This window comes from Guptibacillus hwajinpoensis (genome assembly GCF_005144865.1).
GTDB lineage: Bacteria > Bacillota > Bacilli > Bacillales > Guptibacillaceae > Guptibacillus > Guptibacillus hwajinpoensis_A.
The window spans coordinates 45,385-67,374 of sequence record NZ_SWFM01000002.1 but is presented as its reverse complement, the minus strand read 5'-3'; the positions used below and the strand labels follow the sequence as shown (position 1 = coordinate 67,374).

The 21,990-nt window shown below is 42.2% G+C and carries 22 protein-coding genes; 9 read left to right on the top strand and 13 right to left on the bottom strand.

Annotated elements, in window-relative coordinates; translation table 11 throughout:
• Position 1: 1 nt before the first annotated feature.
• From fhuF to FBF83_RS07640, 4 genes are read right to left on the bottom strand one after another with little or no spacing between them, the layout of a single operon-like run.
• The gene (gene fhuF, locus FBF83_RS07655; RefSeq protein WP_136946580.1) at positions 2-754 is read right to left on the bottom strand and encodes a siderophore-iron reductase FhuF; all 753 of its coding nucleotides are present in this window, start codon (positions 752-754) and stop codon (positions 2-4) included.
• Positions 729-1,544 carry an ABC transporter ATP-binding protein gene (locus tag FBF83_RS07650; protein ID WP_136946579.1) on the bottom strand — a complete coding sequence of 272 codons (816 nt, stop codon included), beginning with the start codon at positions 1,542-1,544 and terminating at the stop codon, positions 729-731. Before FBF83_RS07650 ends, fhuF begins: the two co-directional genes overlap by 26 nt.
• Positions 1,545-1,560: 16 nt before the next feature.
• Complete coding sequence (locus FBF83_RS07645; protein WP_136946578.1) at positions 1,561-2,610, bottom strand: FecCD family ABC transporter permease; 1,050 nt, start codon at positions 2,608-2,610, stop codon at positions 1,561-1,563.
• A complete protein-coding gene (locus FBF83_RS07640; RefSeq protein ID WP_136946577.1) occupies positions 2,607-3,617 on the bottom strand; it encodes a FecCD family ABC transporter permease in 1,011 nt (336 codons plus the stop codon). The genes FBF83_RS07645 and FBF83_RS07640 overlap by 4 nt, the downstream gene beginning before the upstream one ends.
• A 169-nt stretch (positions 3,618-3,786) precedes the next feature.
• Here FBF83_RS07640 and FBF83_RS07635 point away from each other — a divergent pair, with 169 nt between their 5' ends.
• Complete coding sequence (locus tag FBF83_RS07635) at positions 3,787-4,746, top strand: ABC transporter substrate-binding protein (protein ID WP_136946576.1); 960 nt, start codon at positions 3,787-3,789, stop codon at positions 4,744-4,746.
• Positions 4,747-4,883: 137 nt separating this feature from the next.
• Positions 4,884-5,801, top strand: a complete 918-nt coding sequence (locus FBF83_RS07630; protein ID WP_136946575.1) for a zinc dependent phospholipase C family protein — start codon at positions 4,884-4,886, stop codon at positions 5,799-5,801.
• Positions 5,802-5,970: 169 nt separating this feature from the next.
• On the opposite strand, the gene FBF83_RS07625 is transcribed toward FBF83_RS07630, so the two are convergent.
• The gene (locus FBF83_RS07625; protein WP_136946574.1) at positions 5,971-7,257 is read right to left on the bottom strand and encodes an MFS transporter; all 1,287 of its coding nucleotides are present in this window, start codon (positions 7,255-7,257) and stop codon (positions 5,971-5,973) included.
• Positions 7,258-7,408: 151 nt separating this feature from the next.
• Between FBF83_RS07625 and FBF83_RS07620 the strand changes: the two genes are divergently transcribed.
• A complete protein-coding gene (locus FBF83_RS07620) occupies positions 7,409-7,717 on the top strand; it encodes a hypothetical protein (protein ID WP_136946573.1) in 309 nt (102 codons plus the stop codon).
• Positions 7,718-7,813: 96 nt separating this feature from the next.
• Here the strand turns inward: FBF83_RS07620 and FBF83_RS07615 are convergent, their stop codons facing one another.
• Positions 7,814-8,734, bottom strand: a complete 921-nt coding sequence (locus tag FBF83_RS07615) for an NAD(P)-dependent oxidoreductase (protein WP_255435950.1) — start codon at positions 8,732-8,734, stop codon at positions 7,814-7,816.
• A gap of 35 nt (positions 8,735-8,769) precedes the next feature.
• Here FBF83_RS07615 and FBF83_RS07610 point away from each other — a divergent pair, with 35 nt between their 5' ends.
• Positions 8,770-9,729, top strand: coding sequence for a YndJ family protein (locus FBF83_RS07610; RefSeq protein ID WP_136946571.1), 960 nt, complete (start codon positions 8,770-8,772; stop codon positions 9,727-9,729).
• Between the two features lie 19 nt (positions 9,730-9,748).
• Here FBF83_RS07610 and wrbA read toward each other — a convergent pair whose 3' ends face one another.
• The 3 genes from wrbA to FBF83_RS07595 form a co-directional block, all read right to left on the bottom strand.
• Positions 9,749-10,375, bottom strand: a complete 627-nt coding sequence (gene wrbA, locus FBF83_RS07605; protein ID WP_136946570.1) for an NAD(P)H:quinone oxidoreductase — start codon at positions 10,373-10,375, stop codon at positions 9,749-9,751.
• Between the two features lie 176 nt (positions 10,376-10,551).
• Positions 10,552-10,992 (bottom strand): MarR family winged helix-turn-helix transcriptional regulator, encoded by a 441-nt coding sequence (locus tag FBF83_RS07600; RefSeq protein ID WP_136946569.1) that lies wholly within the window; start codon positions 10,990-10,992, stop codon positions 10,552-10,554.
• A 74-nt stretch (positions 10,993-11,066) separates the two neighbouring features.
• Positions 11,067-11,549, bottom strand: coding sequence for a MarR family winged helix-turn-helix transcriptional regulator (locus FBF83_RS07595; RefSeq protein ID WP_276528441.1), 483 nt, complete (start codon positions 11,547-11,549; stop codon positions 11,067-11,069).
• 128 nt (positions 11,550-11,677) lie between these two features.
• On the opposite strand from FBF83_RS07595, the gene FBF83_RS07590 reads away from it, so the two are divergent.
• Together FBF83_RS07590 and FBF83_RS07585 are read left to right on the top strand one after the other, a co-directional pair.
• Entirely contained in the window at positions 11,678-12,100 is a 423-nt protein-coding gene (locus tag FBF83_RS07590; protein ID WP_136946568.1) for an organic hydroperoxide resistance protein, read from the top strand.
• Between the two features lie 233 nt (positions 12,101-12,333).
• Positions 12,334-13,122 (top strand): MBL fold metallo-hydrolase, encoded by a 789-nt coding sequence (locus FBF83_RS07585; protein ID WP_169525247.1) that lies wholly within the window; start codon positions 12,334-12,336, stop codon positions 13,120-13,122.
• Here FBF83_RS07585 and FBF83_RS07580 read toward each other — a convergent pair.
• From FBF83_RS07580 to msrB, 3 genes are all read right to left on the bottom strand, one after another.
• Complete coding sequence (locus FBF83_RS07580; protein ID WP_136946566.1) at positions 13,119-14,168, bottom strand: GGDEF domain-containing protein; 1,050 nt, start codon at positions 14,166-14,168, stop codon at positions 13,119-13,121. The two genes, FBF83_RS07585 and FBF83_RS07580, sit on opposite strands and share 4 nt — an antisense overlap.
• Before the next feature lie 147 nt (positions 14,169-14,315).
• Entirely contained in the window at positions 14,316-15,314 is a 999-nt protein-coding gene (locus tag FBF83_RS07575; RefSeq protein WP_136946565.1) for an NAD(P)/FAD-dependent oxidoreductase, read from the bottom strand.
• Entirely contained in the window at positions 15,311-16,267 is a 957-nt protein-coding gene (gene msrB, locus FBF83_RS07570; RefSeq protein WP_136946564.1) for a peptide-methionine (R)-S-oxide reductase MsrB, read from the bottom strand. Before msrB ends, FBF83_RS07575 begins: the two co-directional genes overlap by 4 nt.
• A gap of 168 nt (positions 16,268-16,435) precedes the next feature.
• Between msrB and FBF83_RS07565 the strand changes: the two genes are divergently transcribed.
• Both FBF83_RS07565 and FBF83_RS07560 read left to right on the top strand, forming a co-directional pair.
• Positions 16,436-17,668 carry an aminopeptidase gene (locus tag FBF83_RS07565; RefSeq protein WP_136946563.1) on the top strand — a complete coding sequence of 411 codons (1,233 nt, stop codon included), beginning with the start codon at positions 16,436-16,438 and terminating at the stop codon, positions 17,666-17,668.
• A gap of 361 nt (positions 17,669-18,029) precedes the next feature.
• Complete coding sequence (locus FBF83_RS07560; RefSeq protein ID WP_136946562.1) at positions 18,030-18,971, top strand: ATP-grasp domain-containing protein; 942 nt, start codon at positions 18,030-18,032, stop codon at positions 18,969-18,971.
• Between the two features lie 547 nt (positions 18,972-19,518).
• Here FBF83_RS07560 and FBF83_RS07555 read toward each other — a convergent pair.
• Entirely contained in the window at positions 19,519-20,643 is a 1,125-nt protein-coding gene (locus FBF83_RS07555) for an HD domain-containing phosphohydrolase (protein ID WP_136946561.1), read from the bottom strand.
• Positions 20,644-20,860: 217 nt separating this feature from the next.
• On the opposite strand from FBF83_RS07555, the gene FBF83_RS07550 reads away from it, so the two are divergent.
• Complete coding sequence (locus tag FBF83_RS07550) at positions 20,861-21,970, top strand: DUF2515 family protein (RefSeq protein ID WP_136946560.1); 1,110 nt, start codon at positions 20,861-20,863, stop codon at positions 21,968-21,970.
• Positions 21,971-21,990 lie beyond the last annotated feature (20 nt).

The window sequence follows — 21,990 nt, the reverse complement described above, 5'->3', positions numbered from 1 at the left end:
GTCACCCGCGGGCTTTTGGACATGTCTTGCAGCATGGGCTTTCTGAAGAAATTTGATCTTTCAAACAGCATGTTTTGCGGATGCGAAGGAGCCCTTCCTCTCGTTCTGTTTTCTCAGAATAATAAGGTAGGAAAGGGTTAGCACCGCACGTGAAGCTTGTGCAGTTGAACTCTCGAAGGAAATAATGAAAGTCCTCTTCACCTCTACGTTTTTGCTCTAAATCCCCTTCAGTGGGAATGACCGTTTCATAGAGCCAGAATAAATAGATCGCTGCGTTTTCCCAGAGAATCGTAGCGGATAGTTTCGTAGCTTTCACCATTGCTTCGATAATCGGTGCGAGGTTCTCATTGATTAACTCGTTCGCAAGCTTTGCTCTTTCCTTGGTTCGGTCTGTCCAATTATTTCTCCATTCATCACGTATAACAAGATTCATCATCCAAGAGTCGGCATCTGTATCCAGTCGATAAGCAAGTTGATCTGGAGCTGCAACGATCGGCTTATTCCACATCGTAAATGCATATAGACTTGATACGAGCGTCATTAATCCATAGCGCTTCATAAACTGTGATCCAGCAACGATAGAGTTAGGGAAATGCCCTTCATCTACAAGGCGGTCGAGTATCGCATTCAACTTCTCTTCATCAAGAAGTTGCTCTACATTTGGATAGTTAGCTCCATCATTTCCAAGGTGAAGACGAACCTTCTCAAGTCTTGCCTTCTCTTCTATGCTAAATGTCTGCTGGTTCGCGGACATGGACCATCCTCCCCTTTCCGTGTGGAACACAAAGAGGTGTGCCGAATATTGGATCCTTGATAATGTCACTTCGAAGTCCAAACACCTGCTGTACAAGCTGTTCGTTCACAATATCCTCTGGTCGTCCCTGATCGTAAATTCCTTTGTCTTTCACTGCAATAATATGATCAGCATAACGGCACGCAAGGTTAAGGTCATGCAGCACCATTAGAATCGTACGATTATCCTCTTTATTGAGTTCGAAAAGCAAATCAAGTACTTCTACCTGGTGAGCTAGATCTAGATACGTCGTTGGTTCATCAAGTAGAATAATGTCTGTATCTTGAGCGAGTGTTAGTGCAATCCACGCTCGTTGACGCTGTCCACCGGAAAGCGAATCCACATTCCGCTCTGCAAATTCTTCCATGTGTGTTGCTCGTAATGCCTTTTGTACGGCTTGTTCGTCAGCCTCTGACCACTGACTTAACCACGTTTGATACGGATACCGTCCCTGCTTAACAAGTTGCAGAACAGTTAGTCCTTCAGGAGCCATGGGGGACTGCGGAAGAATAGCCATTTTACGAGCAATCTCTTTCGTCGGTTTGTTCGATATCGCCTCTCCATCAAGAACAATTCCTCCAGAATGGGGCTTAAGGAGGCGCGCTAGGCTTCGTAACAGCGTCGACTTGCCACATCCATTTCCTCCAATTAACACACTCATTTCACCTTTAGGAATAAGTAAATTGAGCTCATCGATAACGGTATGCTCACCGTATCCAAGCGTTAGATCTTCCGTTTGTAAAGCGTACACTTCGCCCACCTCCTCATTATTTGTTTCTTGATCGATACAATAAATAAATAAAATACGGCGCCCCAATCGCTGCTGTGAAAACACCGGCAGGAACTTCAAGGGGAGAAAATAATGTCCGTCCAATTAAATCGGCAATCATAACAAGCATGCTTCCAACTAGCGCTGACACAGGGACAAGCACCCCAAATGAGGAACCTACCAGCTTCCGCGCAATGTGAGGAGCCATTAGCCCTACAAAGCCAACGCCTCCAGCGAAAGCGACTGCACCTCCTGCGAGTCCTGTGCTGATAAAGAGCAAAATAATTCGGTCACGTAAAAGCATGGCACCTGCACCTTTTGCCACATCATCACCAAGCTCTTGAAGATTCACCCTTCTGGAATACACCATAAGGAGAACGAGAAGAACCGCTACCCATGGAAGCAGTGTGAGTACATCTTGACCGTTTGTCCCATGCACGCTACCTGTAATCCATATATTCGCCTCTGAAGCTCTATAAATGGGCCCGATAATCATGAGTAGAGTCGTTAAGGCTTGTAACACAGCTGTAAGGCCAATCCCAATCAGCACAAGACGGATTGGGGAAATGCCATTTTTCCAAGATAAAATAAATACGAGAAAACCTGCTAGAACCGCTCCAATAAAAGAAGCAAGCGGTTGCCATTGAATACTTACAGTTAGCGCATTCGCTTTGTCACTAAACACTGTTAGAAAGCCAATCGTAGCAAGCGCCCCACCCCAGGTAATCCCGAGAATATCAGGAGAAGCGAGTGGATTACGAATCATACCCTGCAGGATCGCACCGGAAACAGCTAAAGCTGCACCAGCAAGGATCGCCATCGCTATTCTTGGAAAGCGAAACTGCTTCACAACAAGCTCATTCATATCTGTTCCATAACCAAACAGCGCTTTTACGACAGCATCAGGTGTCATAAAGATTTCTCCTATGCCAATGCTAACAAGAGCTGTCAGAATAACGGCAATAGCGAGAGTTGCAATAATCCAGATCGCTCGTCGATCAAGGAGAAAAGAGAGCGTCCTCATTCGAAAGGAAGTATATTTCGTCATAGCTGCTTAAACTCCCTTCGAGCAATGTAAATGAAAAATGGTGTTCCAATCACAGCCGTTAGAACCCCAACAGGCGCTTCAAGCGGCATAATCACGTAGCGCGCAGCAATGTCGGCCGCTAGTAAAAGGATTGCGCCTATTATAGCACTGTAAGGAATAATCCAGCGGTAATCAGAGCCTGTCAAAAATCGTGCAAGATGTGGGACAACAATTCCAACGAGTGCAATCGGTCCTGCAACCGCAACGGAACCTCCCGCAAGAAGAACAATCAATAATGCAGCACCTGCTTTCACAAGGAGCGTACGCTGGCCAAGTCCTTTTGCGACATCCTCACCCATGACAAGCGTGTTAATTTTTTTACTAATGAAAACGGCACCAACTAATCCAATTACGATATATGGAATGACAGCACCAAGCATGTCTAAGCTACGACCTTCAATAGAACCCGCAAGCCAGAACAGCACATCCTCAAGAGCTTTTTCGTTTAACACGAGCATGCCTTGCGTTAATGAAGAGAACATCGCCGCAATAGCAGCACCCGCAAGCGTTAGCTTCATTGGAGTTAGTCCTTCTCTACCAAGCGTTCCAAGCACGTAAACAATCACGGATGCTAATGCCGCTCCGAGAAAAGCAAGCCAACTGAATGCTGCAAGCGATGTAACAGAGAAGAACGTAACAGCTACAACAATTGCAAAACTAGCTCCTGCATTAACACCAAGAATAGAAGGTGATGCGAGCGGATTACGTGTAATCGCCTGCATCAATGCTCCCGCCACAGCGAGGCTGGCTCCAACTGCTGCACCGATTAAAGCGCGAGGAACCCGATTTTCAATAATAATAATGTGTTCATTGCTTCCGTCAAACTCCGTGAATGCTTGAAGTGCTGTTGACCAGGTTATACTTGTAAGACCATAAACAACACTTGAAGCCATAAGTGCAACCACAATGAGGAAGCCAAGCGCGATTCCAAGCCATTTCCTGTTGTTCGTTTGTAATATATGAGTCATAAAGGTTTAATCCCTTTCTTTATCATCCACTTTAAGTGTAAAAAAAGAACGAAACCGTGTCAATGATTTTGAGAATCAATCTCAATTACGAGTTGACTCTTTTGTGACAATTGAGTATCATTACATCGTAAATGAAAACGATTATCACTTTACATAGGAGGCTACAACAATGCACAAAAAAGGTTGGATGATTATTACTCTTGCTATGATTATGATTCTTGCTGCATGTGGAACAAGTGGGAACAATGCAAGCGAGGATAATTCAGGAGATCAAAAAGAAGAACAAGCAACTCGCACCGTTAGTCACGCAATGGGCGAAACAGAAGTTCCAGAAAATCCTGAGAAGGTTGTTATTTTAACAAACGAGGGGACAGAAGCTCTTCTTGCAATGGATGTTACACCTGTTGGTGCAGTTCAATCATGGCTAGGTGATCCATGGTATGAGCACATTTCCGATAAAATGAAAGGCGTTGAAGTCGTTGGAACAGAAAGCGAAGTTAACCTTGAAGCAGTTGCAGCGCTTAAGCCAGACTTAATTATCGGAAACAAACTTCGTCAGGAAGACATCTACGATCAGCTTAGTGCAATTGCACCGACTGTATACTCAGAAACATTGAAAGGCGATTGGCAGGAAAACTTTACGTTCTATGCAAATGCGATGAACATGAAAGACAAGGGCGACGAAGTAATGAGCGCTTATAGTGACCGCATCGATTCCATGAGTAAGGACCTTGGTGATCAGCTTGATAAAGAGGTATCCGTTGTTCGTTTCCTTGCAGGACAAACGAGAATGTATTACAAAGACTCATTCTCAGGCGTTATTCTCGAACAGCTTGGCTTCGATCGCCCTGAATCGCAGCAAAAAAATGACTTTGCTGAAGAAGTAACGAAAGAGCGCATCCCTGAAATGGATGGCGACGTACTATTCTACTTTACCTATGATGCTGGAGATGGCGATGCCAATTCTACTGCAAAAGAATGGACAAACGATCCTCTCTGGAACAACCTTGAAGTTGTTAAAGAAGACAACGTTCACGAAGTAAGCGATGCGATTTGGAACACTTCTGGCGGAGTTATCTCTGCAAATAAGATGCTAGATGATATTGAAGACGTTTTTCTAAGTAAATAGGACAAAGTCCGGCTGATGCCGGGCTTTTTTCATGCTTGTTTATCAGAAAATAAGGGAAAGAAATAATAAATGTGGCAAGAAGACAGGTTCTTGTCAGGTATAATAGAGTAACACATATATAGAGGGGGGACATATCGATGCCAAATGTCTGGACACATATATTATTCGGGGAAGAAGCTGCTATGGAGGCCGGCATATGGAATACGATCAAGGAAGACCTTCCTTTCTTTCGACTCGGTGCACAGGGTCCTGATCCCTTTTTCTACCATAATTTCTGGCCCTGGAAAAAGAATAAACCTGTCCAGGAAACAGGTTCTGTGCTCCACCAGATGAATTGTGGTCCGTTTCTAATGGACATGATTGAATACGGAAAGCAAAATGACCCAAAGCTTCTTGCATATATATTAGGGTTCGTTACCCATCACATTCTCGACCGTAATGCACATCCCTACATCCACTATCGCTCAGGACTCGAAGGCAATCGCCACCAGCAGTTAGAAATTATTATCGATACGATTTTAATGAAGGAATACAAAGATATCGAAACGTGGAAAACACCTGTTTATCAAGAAATCCACATTGGAAAGTCTCTCTATAAACCTATCGAAACCATGCTCTATGAACTAATTCAAACGCATTATCCCGAAACGGCTGATCGCATGCCGAATGATTACATCAATCATTCGTATCGAGATATGGTGCTTGCACTTAAAATACTATTCGACCCGCTCGGTTGGAAAAATCAAATTCTAAAGAAGCAAGTCTCCTCCTTTTCTTACCGAAAACAGATTGGAGATGAAGATTATTTAAATCGAGAAGGAACAACCTGGATTCATCCAGCTATTAAGCAGGAAGAGTCCACCGCTACTTTTGAAGAGCTGCTCGAACAGGCTAAAGAAGAAGCAACGAGTATACTTCCCCTTATTCTCGACTACTGGCATAATGAAGAAAATTGCCTTACCGAATTAAAAAACCAGATTGGAGATCGCTCGTACGATACTGGGAAAGACTGCAGCCTTTCGTTGGAGTTGAAGCACTTTGACCCAATCGTGTAAGCGGAAACAAAAAATGCTCAGAGCAGACTCTGAGCATTTCTCATGTAACGAATACATGTTTTATCCGCGATATTTTCGATATATCCGCGAAAATCCTGTTTTATCCGCGATAAATAAAATATATCCGCGAATTTGAGATTATATCCGCGAAACCCCACCTGAAGCACCATCACACGTCAACACCCTCATTCACCATCACAATCTTTGCCTGTTCTTTGCCTTTATCGATATTTACTTTGCTAAGCAAATAGATGCCAGCTAGGAAGAAAACGACAAGTGAGACGATACCGAAGCGACTTGAGCCTGTAATCTGTCCAACGAAAGCGAATAGAAACGGACCAAAGATCGCTGAGAATTTAGCAGAAATGCCAAAGAAACCGTAAAATTCAGCGTGACGATGTTCGGGTACCATACTGCCGAAAATTGAGCGACTTAACGCCTGGGCTCCCCCCTGAACAAATCCAACCATCATCGCAAGAAGATAGAAATGGGTAGCCGTTGTCATAAAGTAGCCAAGCAGTACAATGCCAACATAGATCCAAAGCGCAATCATTAGCGCTCTCTTTGCACTAATTTTCTTTGCAAGGTAGCCGAAGAAAAAGGCAAAAGGTATGCCTACAAATTGCGTAATGAGTAGGGCAGCAATTAGATCATTTGCCCCAATTCCTATATCCCGTCCATAAATGGTTGCCATTTTGATAATAGTAGAAATGCCATCATTAAATAGCCAGAATGCAATTAGAAAGATTAATAGCTGTTTATAGTGGTTCAATTCCTTAAATGTCATTCGCAAGCGTTTAAAGCCAATTGTCATATATGAGCCACTTATTGAGGGCTGACTGTGCCGCTGCTCTTTAACATGTTTGAACATGGGAAGTGAGAAAATAAACCACCAGACACCAACGCTTGCAAACGAGAGCTGTGTCGCAACAAGGGCGTTCGGGAGAAGGAACCAGGATGGATTCATAATCATAAGCAGGTTAATAAGGAGCAAGATCCCTCCACCTATATAGCCATACGCGTATCCTCTTGCTGAAATCCGGTCGATCTCTTCGCCTTTCGCAATTTCAGGCAAAAAGGCGTCGTAGAAAACGTTACTACCTGAGAAACCGATCGTACCGAATATTAATAGAATCGAAGCTAGAAGGTAGCCCCCTTCCCCTACAAACGCCATCAAGATACTTGCGACTATCCCCATATAAGCAAAGAACCGCAGGAATTTTTTCTTAGAACTGGAGTAATCCGCTATTGCCCCAAGAACCGGTGCTAGAAGGGCAACAATTAGAACCGCAAGTGACTGAGAATAGCCCCAGTAAGACGTTGCAAGACTGCGATCAATATTTTTTGCAGCTACGTCATAATAGAAGACAGGCAGAACAGCTGCCATCATTGTCGTCGCAAACGCAGAGTTGGCAAAATCGTACATCATCCAACTTCGAATCTCTCTTTTTCTCATCTCGTTTCCCCCATGAAGTTCAATTATATTAAGTATAGCTGATGGAACGATTTGTCTTCCCCAAAAAATTTCATCCTTTATAACATGGACACTTGCCACACTTTCTTCCTGAGAGTACACTAACGGTAGAATAGTGAAACGGAGGGCCATTATGGACCAAAAAGAGATTCAAGAACAAGTTATTGAAAACTATAAACGTGATGAAAACATGATGATTCTTGTCTTTGCTCAGTGGTGCGTGAACAACGATCTTAATCCAGAAACACTTTATGAGAAAGCTTACCCTGATCAGATCAACAATCCTTCTCTCAAGCAAAGCATCGAGCTTGTTGTTCCAAAAGAAGAATCAGAACACATTCCTGACCAAACGGTTATCGGAGTACTTTCGCTATTCGGAAATGACGACCTTGCTTTTGTCGTTTCTGAAGAAATCGAAAAGCGTCAAAAAGAAGAGAAATAATCGCTTTACCAGTTTATTCGGCAACCACAGGAAACTTCCCTTTTTACGTAGAACAAAGAGACCCGCAGCATGTGCTGCGGGTCTCTTTGTTGGCATTTAATTTTCACGAAATAACTTTACTAATGCTTGGGTACCGCTATCTTCTTCCCCTCGTTCAGCGAGGTCTTCGTACAATTGCTTTGAAAGCTCAAGTCCTGGTGTGAGCATCCCCATATGCTTTGCAGACTCCAGTGCAATCGTCATATCCTTAATGAAATGCTTCACATAGAAACCTGGCTCAAGGCGATTTGAAATCATTCTTGGTGCAAGGTTACTTAACGACCAGCTACCTGCCGCTCCTGATCCAATACTTTCTAGAACAGTAGAAGGGTTTAATCCAGCTTTTTCTGCGTAGACAATTGCTTCACAAACGCCGACCATGTTGCTTGCGATGGCAATCTGGTTGCACATTTTTGTGTGCTGTCCAGCACCTGCAGAACCTTGCAGCACAATGTTTTGTCCCATCACTTCAAGGATAGGCTTAACTTGCTCAAAGATTTCTAGTTCACCCCCAACCATAATCGATAACTTTCCTTCTCTCGCGCCAACATCTCCTCCTGAAACAGGAGCATCAAGTGCATAGAGCTGTTTTGACAAAGCATGCTGATAGATTTCCTCCGCAAGTGCTGGGCTTGATGTGGTCATATCAATCAAAATAGAATGAGCACGAGCATTCTCAAGTAATCCGTTCTCTCCTATGTATACTTCTTCTACATCTTTCGGATAGCCAACCATCGTCATGATCACATCTGCATTAGATGCAAGATCTCTTACAGACCCCTGCCATTCAGCTCCCTCATTAACAAGAGCCTCTGCCTTCTCTTTCGTTCTTGAATAGATCAGGGTTCGGTAGCCTGCATTGATTAAATTACGTACCATGCTTTCTCCCATTACTCCTATACCGATAAATCCTAGTACAGGCTTTGTAGACATTTCCATTTCAGTCGCCTCTCTTTCAAAAATTTCCTTTTCTCTCACTTCTCTTCATCGTACACTAAAGGAGAGGTGAAATCATGATGAAAACAAGTAGCTTTGCTGGTCTATTTCTCTGGGTACTATTTGTGGTAGCGAAACTAGTTACCACGCCAATCGATACACTCCAATATGTCATGATGTTATTACTATTCGCTTATCTGGTTCTCGTTCCTTTAACGCTGAACCTTGTACCGCAAAAGAACACTTTTTATCGTTACGCAACACGACTTCAGCCCTTTGCTGCAATATGTGCAGGCATATCCTTCTTTTTTGACCAGGGACTCATCGCAGTTCTTTTTGCAGTTCCATGGCTGATCACAACCATTTTCATTGCCCTATACGGCTTCACACGCTTATTACAAGAATGGAAAAAAAGTACGATTTTCAATGTACTAATACAGCTTGGGTTGATGTATATCAGTATCGGTGGTGTGTGGCTCGTTCTCCATCGATCAGGAATAGAGATCCTTAACTTTAGCGATGTTATCGTGCTGCTAACATCTATTCATTTCCACTACGCCGCGTTCATTACACCGATTTCAATGGCGTTCATTGGAAGAATGCTTGTTAGAACAGCACCCGTTTTGAAGCCGTGGTTCAAGTTAGTTGCTTTCCTCGTGTTGATTGGACCACCATTTATTGCAGCAGGAATTACGTTCGGAGACACAATGCCTGTCCTAGAATTTGCTTCAGTAGTAGAATTTGTCACGCCGCTCGTCGTTTTTTCAATTCTTTGTCTCGTTTATTTAATACCAACTTTGGATTACGCAGTGAAAATGCTGTTATCCATTTCATTTGTTTCCCTTCTCTTTTCCATGAGCTCAGCGATGATTTATGGTTTTGCGCATGTGAATGAGACGGTTATCCTTGGTATACCCTTAATGATCTTCTTTCATGGTTTTGTAAACACATTTGGGTTTTCCCTTTTTGGATTACTCGGTGTGACCGCATTAAATGAAACAAGCACGCCCATACAAAAATCCAGCCTCTCAATGTGAGAAGCTGGATTTATTTTTGTTATATCGTTTTTAATGCACCGGCAACTTTCGCTACGCGTGCTCCAAGGCGAGATGCCATTGTTAGTTCAGCTTCTACTGGTGTACGTGATCCATCACCACCAGCAATCGTCGTTGCACCGTATGGTGAACCACCAATGCCGTCAGTTGTAAGCTGCTCTGGGTTTTCACCATAAGGTAAGCCCACGTAGATCATTCCAAAGTGCATGAGTGGGACAAACGTTGTAAGAGCCGTTGTTTCTTGTCCACCGTGGATCGAACCTGTACTAGTGACGACTGCAGTGGCTTTGCCTTCTAATTCACCATTCATCCAGAGTGAACCAGCTGAATCAAGATACTGCTTCATTTGTGCTGGCATTGAGCCGTAACGAGTCGGGACTCCCCAAACAATGCCGTCAGCCCAACGAAGGTCATCATGCGTTGCTTCAGGAACATTATCCTGTGCTTCCTGCGCTTCTACGTAAGGCGGTTGTGCGGACATCGCCTGTTTTACAACATCAAATTCTGGAACTTTTACAATCTTCACTTCAACGTCGCCAGCGCCTTTCGCGCCTTCTGCTACCGCCTGCACCATTTGATAAATGTGCCCATATGCACTGTAATACGGAATTAAAATTTTTGTACTCATAATGCCACTCCTTTTTGAATTGTAATCTATAGAAAAGCCACTGCCGGCTGATCTAATTTAGTTCGATCTCAATTATCTCTACTTCGAGATTTTACCCGCATGAGATTTAAGTAAACATTCCAATTGTCTTTATTTCAAGTATCTTCAATTCGAGATATTAGGTAGAAAAGAAGCTCTTAAAGCTTCTCTGCGTAGTGACCAAGTTTCTTCAGTAAGTCAATAGCCGTTTCCTTTTCGCTTACATCCAATCCTGCAAAAATCGATTGAACCTGTTTCTCATGATCTGGGAAGATTCGATCCATTAAGCTTTTCCCTACATCTGTAATCACCGCATGTGTAATCCGACGGTCATTCGGACAAGGATTTCGCGTTAAATATCCCTTACCTTCAAGCTTGTCGACAACATACGTGATGCTTCCACTTGCGAGTAGGATTTTCTCTCCAATTTGCTGCAACGGCTGGCTCCCTTTGTGATAAAGCAATTCAAGTACAGCGAATTCTGTAGGATTTAATCCATAGCTCTGAATATCCGTTTTAATTTCATCTGTTACAGATCGACTAGCCCTTGCAAGCACAATAAAAAGTTTTAATGACAGTTCACGATCCATTTCACTCATGGCACTCACCCTTAGCTCCTAATATCTTGAATTCGAGACAATTATACTTTTGTTCAGCTCAATCTGTCAATGCTTCATTTTTTATCATTTACAGAATGAATATGATCCAACAACTGTTGGAAGCTAGTTAACGCTTTTGTGAATTCCTCTTTTGAGAGACCACTGTTAGTCGCCATAGCATCAGGAATAATGGAAGCATCGTCCTTTAACTCTTCCCCTTTAGTCGTTAAACGAACCATCACTCTTCGTTCATCTTCTTTTGAACGTTCTCTTCTAACAAGCCCAGACTCCTCCATTCGCTTAAGCAATGGGGTAAGCGTTCCAGAATCTAAATAGAGTTCAGCTCCAAGTGCTTTAACCGTGGTTTCATGTTGTTCCCATAGAACAAGCAAAACAAGGTATTGAGGATACGTAATTCCTAATTTATCTAAATAAGGGCGATACATTTTCGTGATTTCCCTTGAACATGCATAAACCGAAAAACAGAGCTGGTTTTCTAATTTCAATTGATCATTATGTTCGATTTCTAACACCTTCTTTTGTAATAAGTTGTGCACAATCAATTTATCCTGATTAGAGAAAGATGTCAACTTGAGTTGTTTCGTTGACAAAATAATAGAGCTCTTGTATATTTAATTTTGTAAAATTTAATTGTGCACAACTTAAATAATAGGAGGAACTTATAATGGAAGCTTTATACACAGCAAAAGCAGTAGCAAACGGCGGTCGTCAAGGTAAAGTAGAGTCATCAGACGGTGTCATCAACATGGATCTTCGTATGCCTAAGGAGCTTGGTGGTCAAGGTGGAGAAGCAACTAACCCTGAACAACTATTTGCAGCAGGCTATGCCGCATGCTTCGATAGCGCACTAAATATGGTTGCACGCATGAAGCGTATTAAGATCAAAGACACTTCAGTGGAAGCTCACGTATCGATTGGGAAAGAAGAAGACGGCGCATTCGGACTTAGCGCAAAGCTACAAGTAACAATTCCTGGCGTTGATCAAGCAACTGCAGAAGAATTAGTGGAAGCTGCACACCAGACTTGCCCTTATTCTAGAGCGACTCGCGGCAATATGGAAGTTGAGTTAGTAGCAATCGCGAAGTAAGTGTTGAAATGAGAGGGGGCTGCCAATCCGGCGGCTCTATTTTGTCATTTGGTTAATATATTTTGATTTTGGCTAATAAAATCCAATTTTGGACAATAAATCTCGATTTCGGCTAATATATCTCATTTTCGGACAATAAACCGCAACTCAAGCACCCAATCATGCTTTTTTTCTAAAGAAAACTAGCTATACTAAAACTAGACTAGTGGAAGGTGTGATTAATTTTGCTCACTGTGTCAGAATTTGAGAGCATTAAAGCGATTAAAGGTACATTTAAGCTTGGCGGCGTTAGAATGAACGTCTATCTTTACCTTATTGATGGGCTTTTGATCGATAGCGGTCCGAAACGCCTGCAAAAAGAAGTTATAGATTACCTATCAAAGGAAACCTACAATCAAATCATTTTCACGCATCATCATGAAGACCATACAGGTAACGCATCTGTTCTAAATACAAATGTTCCAACCTATATTCATCCTGCAGGAATCCATCTCTGCGAGCAGAAACCGCATTTACCTTTCTACCGGCGCGTCTTCTGGGGCTCAAGAAAACCATTCACACCCGAACCAATTCAGCATCCATTACAAACGAAGCACCACACATTTGAATTGATTCACACACCTGGCCATGCTCCAGATCATCTTGCGCTGCTTGAGAAAGAACAGGGCTGGTTGTTTACAGGTGACCTTTACGTCATGAGCCATCCAAAAAGCATCTTTGCGTTCGAATCGATCCCTGACGTTATTACGTCTCTTGAAAAGGTGTTAACTTACGATTTCGATACTGTCTTATGCTCCCATGCAGGCGTTCTTCCAAACGGTAGGAGACGATTAGAAGAGAAGCTCCATTACCTTCGTTCTGTTCAAGACCAAGTGCTCCAAAAATACAATGATGGAAAACCAGCGTCAGCAATTCAAAAAGAACTTTTCCCAACCAAACATATTCTTAACTACTTCTCACTATTTGAAAATTCCTCAAAACATATTGTCACCTCAATCATAGACAAAGGAGGATCTCGCTAACGCGCGTGACCCTCCTCTACCTGTTGGTCATACCAACATATGCGATTTCTCCCCAATCTTTTCGCCTCATACAAACGCTCATCCGCAATGCGCAAGCTCTGATCAATACTGCTTTCCTGTGGAAAAAGAGCGGTTCCGTAGCTCATCGTAACAGAAAACTGTTCAGCATCAGCTGTGAAACGCAACTTCCTTATCACGAATTGAATACGCAATAAGCACTCTTTTGCTTCTTCACGATTTGTCGCATTTAGAATAAAAGCGAACTCTTCACCACCATAGCGATAGGCTCTCACGTCATCTTGGAGCTCCTTTTTCACTACCATCCCGATCTGCTTTAAAACATCATCACCCACCAAGTGCCCGAATCTGTCATTAACAGATTTAAAGTAATCGATATCAGCAAGGACAAGCAAGAGTGGCTGATCATTTTTCGAACAAATATGTAGATCTTCTTGGAATGCGCGATGATTGTAAAGATCCGTTAGAAAATCCTTGCGTGCAATATCCTCAAGCTTCGTATTCTTGGATCTCATCTTCCGCTCTCTTGAAACAATGATTCCTCCTAGAACACCCATAAATAAGAGAAACATACAATCAAACAAATAAGCGATTAACTGCTCCCCCTGAAAAGGGTATCCATTTAATAAAAGGATGCCTGTATACCCTGCTCCTAGAAGAATTGATGCGATTATCCCTCCACTAAATTTCCAATAGACCGCAACATGTAAAATAAGTAAGTATCCGATTGGGAAGAATGGACTTCCTTCTCCACCTGTTAACGAAACGAGCCAGAGAAACGCTACATAGTCAAAGACCACACTTACTTTAGTCATAAAAAGATACAAACTGGAGTTGATTTCGGTCTTATGAAGAGCAAATTCTGAAACTGCCATGTAAACTAATCCAAAGAGAAAAAGAATTAAAAATCCGAAGCTACTTCCATCTAGGTAGAAGTAGTAATAGCTACCGGCAATGAGTAAGAATACCCATCGAAACAACGATAAGATTATCTCGATGATATGATCGTTTTTCGTTAATAGATTCATTCACATACACCCTGTTTTAAGTTGGTTTGGTTATATCGATTAATAACTATGTAAAATTTACCATTAATATATTATAACTGAATAATCACGAAACATCGCTCTATTTTCGAAACTTTCTAAAAGGAAATGAAATAAAAAAGAAAGGCTTCACAACGAAGCCTTTCTCTCCATTCCATCATTAATTTCATTTGCAGCAGTTAATCCTGATAAGACCGCACTTTCGATTCTAGTTCTACCAGATTGATCATCACTTCGTAAAAAAGCGTCTCCAGCGACAACAATTGATTCATGTTCTGACACCCAGAGTGTAGGAGAAGAATGAACCTGCTCAGCCTGAGCATAACGCCATCTCTTAAGCTGAGAAGATGATACATGCTCAGAATGAATAATGTGGGATACTCTTGAAATTAGCTCCCTTAGAATGAGTTCATCCTCTTCTGAGTAAAGAAATTTTGAAAGCTCTGAAGTCGCATAAATACTAATAATTCGTTCAGTTGAGATTCCCTTTGAAGAGCTATCAACAATCCGTTCAATGCCTTCAGGCAGATCCGAGTCTTGATGACCCGAATTCGGAAGTTTTGTAGACGCCCCTTCTTTCAAGGAAACCAAGCCAACAAGCGCCGGATCAAACACAATACGGTTCAGTGAGTGATGGGCATAATTTGATAGCTGACTATCGCTTGCTTGAAGAAGCTGAAGTGACTGTGGTGCAGGTGGTGTTAAAAGAACAGTGTGCGCTTTAACATCGTCTCCTTCTTCAGGAACCAGCACGTAGGAATTTCCATCTCGCTCAATCCGATCGACTTTAAAAGACAACTGGACTGGCACCTCGCTCGCGAGGTGCTTTACCAATTGATTCATCCCATCCGTCGACTTGTATCTTGCATGATTTTCACCAAACCATTTAGACACCCAGCCATTCTGCTCCCAGCGATCGACTAACTGCTGGAATTGTTCTGTTCTCACTGTAAAAAATTGAGCACCGTGATCTGCTTTACCACCGTTGATTCGTCTTGTTGCAAGACGCCCGCCGACGCTTTTACTTTTATCAAGAACAAGAACTTCTTTTCCACTTTCAATCAGCTTAGTGGCAGCAACAATGCCAGCAATGCCACCACCTACAATGGCTACGTCAACTTCTCTCATTCAAAAAGCACTCGATATTCTCCGTAACCTTCTTCCTCGAGACATTCCACAGGAATAAATTTCATCGCTGCTGAATTAATACAATAGCGTAGACCATTTTCTCCAGGTCCATCATTAAAGACATGCCCAAGATGAGAATCGGCTTCCTTACTTCGTACTTCTGTTCGAATCATAAAGTGGCTTAGGTCTTTCTTCTCTTTCACGCGATGATTATGAATTGGTTGCGTAAAACTTGGCCAACCGCATCCTGCGTCATATTGATCAGTTGAACTAAAAAGCGGCTCACCTGAAACGATATCAACGTAAATGCCTACTTTTTCGTTGTTATAATATTCGTTTTGAAATGGGCGCTCTGTACCATTCTTTTGGGTCACTTCATATTGAACATCTGTTAAACGCTCGCGAAGTTCAGCATCATCCTTTTGGTATGCCCAATTCTTTTCAATGAAATCTGCGCGTCCAGAGCCTTTCTTATAACGATTATAATGAGCCGGGTTTTTCTTATGATAATCCTGGTGATAATCCTCGGCTGGATAGAACGGTTTTGCAGGTAAGATCTTTGTTACGATTTGTTTCTGGAATCGGCCGCTTGCTTCTAATTCTTTACGCGATTCCTCAGCAAGCTTTTCCTGCTCGTCATTATGATAATAGATCGCGGTAATATACGTATCGCCTCGATCAAAGAACTGTCCGCCTGCATCTGTCGGATCAATTTGACGCCAGAACAGGTCGAGAAGTTTACTATATGGAAAAACAGATGAATCAAATGTAATTTGAACGGCCTCAACGTGGCCGGTTGCTTTTGAAATCACTTCTTCGTAAGTTGGATAAGGCTTTTCTCCGCCTGTATATCCAGAAACAATGCTTTGAATGCCGGGCATTTCTTCAAAGGGCTCAACCATACACCAGAAACAGCCACCGGCAAATGTTGCAAGCTCATAATTCGTACTCATTCTCTACCACTCCAATATAGAAGATTTACTTATAACATATCCCGAATGGAGGGTTTATTGCCAGAAACTTGCTTTGCCGAACTGCAATAGAGGAATAAATTACTAAAAAGAAAGAAATCTGATACACTTGAGTTGTATGACTACTCGAGATAAAGGAGATCATGAGCTATGGCTACCTTTCATGAAAATTTACAGAAATACGCAGATTTAGCGGTTAGAGTTGGCGTTAACATTCAAAAGGGACAAACCCTTGTAGTGAATGCTCCACTAACATCAGCTGAATTCGTTCGTAACATTGCAGAAAGCGCGTATGAATCTGGAGCAAAAAATGTTCATGTTGAATGGAACGATGAAGATTTAACGCGCATCAAGTTTGATAAAGCTCCAGACGAAGCATTCAAAGAATTCCCAACATGGAAAGCAAAAGGCTTCGAAGAACTGGCAGAGAACGGTGCAGCATTCCTTTCGATTACCTCTTCAAATCCAGATCTTCTGAAAGGCGTAGATCCTGAACGGATATCCAATGCGAGTAAAACAGCTGGAAAAGCGATGGAAGGGTACCGTAATTACATCATGTCTGACCATAATAGCTGGTCTGTTGTAGCTGTTCCTTCTAAAGCATGGGCAGCGAAAGTCTTTCCTGACGCACCTGAAGAAGAACAGGAAGCAAAACTTTGGGATGCCATTTTCCAAGCAACTCGCGTCTCAACAGGTGACCCTGTTCAGTCTTGGAAAGAGCATAGTGCAAACCTTGAGCAAAAAGTTGATTATTTAAATAAAAAACACTACAAGAAACTTCATTACAAAGCACCTGGTACCGATTTAACGATCGAGTTACCTGACGCACATCTATGGGTGGGCGGTGTGAGCGAGAATGTGAAAGGCGATTACTTTGTTGCAAATATGCCGACTGAGGAAGTTTTCACCATCCCTCATAAAAATGGAATCAATGGAGTTGTCGCTTCAACTAAGCCACTTAGCTATGGTGGAACAGTTATTGAAGACTTCTCTCTAACATTTGAAGATGGTCGAATCATTAAAGCGGAAGCGAAACACGGGAATGAAACGCTTCAACACCTCATTGAAACGGATGAAGGTTCCCATTACCTTGGCGAAGTGGCACTTGTCCCTCATGACTCTCCTATATCAAATGCTGAAATTATCTTCTTCAACACGTTGTTTGACGAAAACGCTTCCAATCATCTTGCGATTGGAAATGCGTATTCCTTCTGTCTTGAAGGCGGAAAGAACATGTCGAAAGAAGAGCTAGAAGCAGCAGGAGCCAACGAAAGTGTAACGCATGTTGACTTTATGATTGGATCCCAGGAGATGGATATCGATGGCATTAAAGAAGATGGATCAAGTGAACCGATTTTCCGAGATGGGAACTGGTCAATCTAGTTCATTCAGTAGAGCCTAAATGGCTCTGTTTTTTATTCGCTCTTTTATAAAAGATTGTTGCTTTTGAACTATTGTTGAACTAAACACTACAATTCGCTGATTGGAGCGGAAGGATGCTCGACTCCTGCGGGACTAGCGGGACAGGTGAGACCCCACAGGAGCGTTAGCGACGAGGAGGCTCACCGCCCGCCCCGCGGAAAGCGAGCATCCTGGAGCGGAAATCAACCTCCTATAGCAACAATGTCTACGAAAAGAGCCTTTTTATTTGACTTAAACGTTTTCACTGGGAATTTAAGCGAAGGTGTTTTATACTTGAGTAAATTGATGGGTTTTAACGGCTATTTGTGAAGGAGGCCATAACATGAGTGCAAAAGTATACATCATTCACGAAAATGACGAGTGGACGAAGCCACTTAAGCATGAGTTAGAGACACTTAATGTGCCATACGAAGATTGGTTTTTAAGCGAAGGGACTCTCGATTTATCAGACGTTCCACCTGAAGGGATTTATTATAATCGCATGAGCGCATCTTCTCATACGAGGGGACATCGCTATGCACCTGAATATACAGCCGCCGTGCTTTCATGGCTTGAAAGTCATGGACGTAAAGTACTGAACGATAGTCGCGCTCTAGCACTAGAAGTGAGCAAAGTCGCTCAGTATAATGCGCTGAGACAACATGGCATCGTCACACCAAAGACCATTGCAGCGGTTGGGAAAGATCACCTTAAGAAAGCAGCAGATTCCTTCAGCGAGCCGTTCATTACAAAGCATAATCGAGCTGGAAAAGGACTCGGTGTTCAACTTTTCCAACATCCTGAATCCCTAAAATCTTATGTTGAAAGTGAAGCGTTCGATGAGTCAATCGATGGCATTACATTGCTTCAGCAATACATTCAATCACCAGACTCTTCCATTACGCGTTGCGAATTCGTAGGCGGAAAGTTTCTCTACGCTGTCCGCGTTGATACATCTGAAGGTTTTGAGCTTTGTCCAGCAGATGCGTGTCAGGTAGGCGACTCATTCTGCCCGACAACGGAACAGCCTAGACCGAAATTCGAAATTATCGAGAACTTTGATCACCCTGTTCTCGCAAATTATGAAGCTTTCTTAAAAGCGAATGGTATTGCGTTTGCAGGAATCGAGTGCATTCAGAATGAGCGCGGTGATCTCTTTACGTATGATGTGAACACAAATACGAATTACAATGCTGATGCAGAAAGTAAAGCAGGTATTTCCGGTATGGAAGCGATCGCGCAGACTCTTGATCGAGAACTTTCTGAGCTTCATTCCTTTACATGAATGGAAAAAAGAGCGCCAAATCTATGCGATTTGCTGCTCCAATTTATTAATGGCCAGTTTAATACAAAAATTAAATTCGAGATAATTGTGTGGGGATAAGGTCCTCCGGGGGATGACTCGCTTTCCGCGGGGCATGCGCTGAGCCTCCTCAGGCTTCGCCTTCCGGGGTCTCACATGTCATGCTCATCCCGCAGGAGTCTCGCCATCCCCCTCCGGACCTTGCCGAAGTAGGTGCTTGAAATCTCTTTTGTGACTTCTTAGCTTAAAATGGATAAGAACGCAACTTTTAGACTACTATCAAAGCGTTTATCTCCTATGTAATCAGTTCCACCATAGTTTAGGTTTGTAAATAGATTTTCATCTATAGGGAGCTTTAATGAAGCATAACTATTAAGAAATATACGGTCAGAGGCATTAGCCACTGACCTTTTTTTGTACGATTTTTTTGATGTTTAAGTTTCAAATTCGAATACCATTTTCTCGTGCAATTATGGGTTTGTACTTCAAAACAGAAGCCGACCGTTACGATTTGCGCTCTTTTTCGTTTCTAATGGTCATCATATTGTTCTTTAATTGCTAGAAAACCGTCTAGATGCTTGAGAAAGAGATCAATTAAAACTGGATCAAATTGCTTACCTTTTTCTTTAGTAAAGTGAGTAATAATACGATTAATGCTCCACGCTTTTTTGTATGGACGATCTGATGCGAGCGCATCAAATACGTCTACAACTGAGACAATTCTTCCGTATAAGTGAATGTCTTCACCGCTAAGACCATCTGGGTACCCGCGGCCATCCCACCGCTCATGATGTTGTTTCGCAATCACAGCTGCCCCCTGCAAAATACTCCGATTCGAATTCTTTAGTAGATCATAGCCGATATTTGAGTGAGCCTGAATAGCTGTGTATTCTTCTTTTGATAATCTACCGGGTTTATTCAAAATAGCATCTGGAATCGCTACTTTTCCAATGTCATGCATTGGGGAAGCGACTCTAATGAGATCTGCTTCTTCCTCACTTAACCCGGCTTTAATCGCTAGTAACTTTGCATATTCGGCTACACGTTTAACATGATTGCCCGTTTCTTTTGATCGCACTTCACCGATTTCGCCCATCTTGAATATGATTTCCTTCTGAGCTTCTTCCATTTCAATGTTCATTAGGACTGCTTCAAGAGCTTGTGCTGTATAAGAAGAAGCAAGACTTAAGTACTTCACATCCTGCTCTGTAAACACTTCTTCTTCCGTTAATTTATTAATCACTTGATAGACTCCAAGTATTTTATTCTGCTTATTTATTAAAGGAATTACCATAACCGATTTCGTTCGATAGCCTGTTTTCACATCAACATCTGAACGAAACCGTTCGTCCTCATAGGCATCTTCAATCACGAGAGGTTTTGTTGTTTGAAAAACATAGCCTGCAAGTCCAGCTTTTGAAGGAATACGAACTTCGTCCATACTATGAGCGACTTTTGCCCATAGTTCATCTGTCCGTTCATCATAAAGCCAGAGTATACAACGCTCGGCGACTGTCATATCACGTCCCATATTAGCCATGAGTATTAATAGTCGGTCCAGATTATGTTCCAATGTGATTTCGGCAGCATAGTCAAAAATGATTTCGAGAAGCTCATCAGATTCAAGCTTCTCTTTAAACCGGCCATTAGACATCAGTCTGTTAGGCCTCCCCTCAAAGTACTCTATTCCAAAATAATGATGCGCACATAATTACGTAATAATAAAATAATTACTAATGCTTATGAATACTTCTATCATACACGCTTACGATCCTCTCTAATAGATAGAGGAAGACAAAAGATGAACTCCACTCTTCTTTCTAACTAAGAGCATCATAGATATATAGAAAGAAGAGCGGGGGTGTTTGCTAATGGCGTTTCTTAAATCACTGTTTCAATCGTCACTCAGTAACTCCCCTTCAACTTTGCTATTAAAAGAGCTACAGCATAACAAGCAACTACCAACCCCGCACTTTAAACAAAACGAGTTACAGCTCATCAACACCATTCAAAAGAAAACAGCTACATATAATCGAAACAACGTCACACGAACGAAAGCTTATCTTGATTTCTTTCAGCAACACCCTGAGATTCACTGGTCCATGCTTGCCCACCTTGTATCACGTAACGCAGGTTGGACGATGACAGATCTAAAAGGCGAATACCTTCCTCGTCTTCTTACACGTAAGCAACAAGAAGCTTTTTTCTCATTCTTAGAACGTGGGAACTGGCTTATTTTCCAAGATGCTTATCCGCAACTGCTTCTTTATCATGAAAGCATGAAAAAAGCACAGTCTCTTTTTCACCTTTTACCTGCATTCCATGTCTCTTCCTTTATGAAGATATGTTGGAATGATTTCTTAACAAAAAGAAAATCAGATCTTCTAACAATCGCCCTTATTATAAATGAGCAGCATTACATTGAATCACGTGTAATTCAAATGAAAGATTACCAGCAAACCGTTTTTCATACGCTTGCTTTTCAACTACAAGAAATATTAAATACAAATACGCTGCTTTTTCCTAAGCAAAATGGTAATGCAGTTCATTTAATGGGAGAAACAGCGCATCACTTTTTATATGTAAAGGAAAGGATCAACCTTGGTAAAAGGCTATATGCCCAGCTTTTTTCTAGTGAACAGCTCGTGCGTAGTGTGCTTGAATGGGCAGAATCACATCCACACACAGGCTCAAGAAAAGACTACTGGCCACATTTATACAACACTGTGAAAGATGGCGAGCCTAACGCAAGACGGGAGCTGAAGAACTGCACTATTATAAAAGGACCAAGAATCTATAGCCCTCCACTTTCAGTTTGGAACGATGTTACGCATACAGCCCCACACCGAAAAGATTGGTTCACCTCTTCAAAATCAATCAACCTTTTTCATCTCCCTGCAGCTGACTTATCTGGAAACATCGAGAAAACCCACTGTTCAACAATTGCTCTTCTCGAAAAACTGCCTACATTTCTCAAATGAAAAAGACCCCCGAATGGGAG

What these genes read in the sequence shown, in the direction of transcription:
- FBF83_RS07555 (WP_136946561.1), bottom strand. Translation starts at nt 20,643, where the DNA reads ATGTCTAATGGCCGGTTTAAAGAGAAGCTTGAATCTGATGAGCTTCTC.
- FBF83_RS07550 (WP_136946560.1), top strand. Translation starts at nt 20,861, where the DNA reads ATGGCGTTTCTTAAATCACTGTTTCAATCGTCACTCAGTAACTCCCCT.
- msrB (WP_136946564.1), bottom strand. Translation starts at nt 16,267, where the DNA reads ATGAGTACGAATTATGAGCTTGCAACATTTGCCGGTGGCTGTTTCTGG.
- fhuF (WP_136946580.1), bottom strand. Translation starts at nt 754, where the DNA reads ATGTCCGCGAACCAGCAGACATTTAGCATAGAAGAGAAGGCAAGACTT.
- FBF83_RS07640 (WP_136946577.1), bottom strand. Translation starts at nt 3,617, where the DNA reads ATGACTCATATATTACAAACGAACAACAGGAAATGGCTTGGAATCGCG.
- FBF83_RS07620 (WP_136946573.1), top strand. Translation starts at nt 7,409, where the DNA reads ATGGACCAAAAAGAGATTCAAGAACAAGTTATTGAAAACTATAAACGT.
- wrbA (WP_136946570.1), bottom strand. Translation starts at nt 10,375, where the DNA reads ATGAGTACAAAAATTTTAATTCCGTATTACAGTGCATATGGGCACATT.
- FBF83_RS07625 (WP_136946574.1), bottom strand. Translation starts at nt 7,257, where the DNA reads ATGAGAAAAAGAGAGATTCGAAGTTGGATGATGTACGATTTTGCCAAC.
- FBF83_RS07590 (WP_136946568.1), top strand. Translation starts at nt 11,678, where the DNA reads ATGGAAGCTTTATACACAGCAAAAGCAGTAGCAAACGGCGGTCGTCAA.
- FBF83_RS07600 (WP_136946569.1), bottom strand. Translation starts at nt 10,992, where the DNA reads ATGAGTGAAATGGATCGTGAACTGTCATTAAAACTTTTTATTGTGCTT.
- FBF83_RS07645 (WP_136946578.1), bottom strand. Translation starts at nt 2,610, where the DNA reads ATGACGAAATATACTTCCTTTCGAATGAGGACGCTCTCTTTTCTCCTT.
- FBF83_RS07630 (WP_136946575.1), top strand. Translation starts at nt 4,884, where the DNA reads ATGCCAAATGTCTGGACACATATATTATTCGGGGAAGAAGCTGCTATG.
- FBF83_RS07635 (WP_136946576.1), top strand. Translation starts at nt 3,787, where the DNA reads ATGCACAAAAAAGGTTGGATGATTATTACTCTTGCTATGATTATGATT.
- FBF83_RS07580 (WP_136946566.1), bottom strand. Translation starts at nt 14,168, where the DNA reads ATGAATCTATTAACGAAAAACGATCATATCATCGAGATAATCTTATCG.
- FBF83_RS07610 (WP_136946571.1), top strand. Translation starts at nt 8,770, where the DNA reads ATGATGAAAACAAGTAGCTTTGCTGGTCTATTTCTCTGGGTACTATTT.
- FBF83_RS07575 (WP_136946565.1), bottom strand. Translation starts at nt 15,314, where the DNA reads ATGAGAGAAGTTGACGTAGCCATTGTAGGTGGTGGCATTGCTGGCATT.
- FBF83_RS07565 (WP_136946563.1), top strand. Translation starts at nt 16,436, where the DNA reads ATGGCTACCTTTCATGAAAATTTACAGAAATACGCAGATTTAGCGGTT.
- FBF83_RS07560 (WP_136946562.1), top strand. Translation starts at nt 18,030, where the DNA reads ATGAGTGCAAAAGTATACATCATTCACGAAAATGACGAGTGGACGAAG.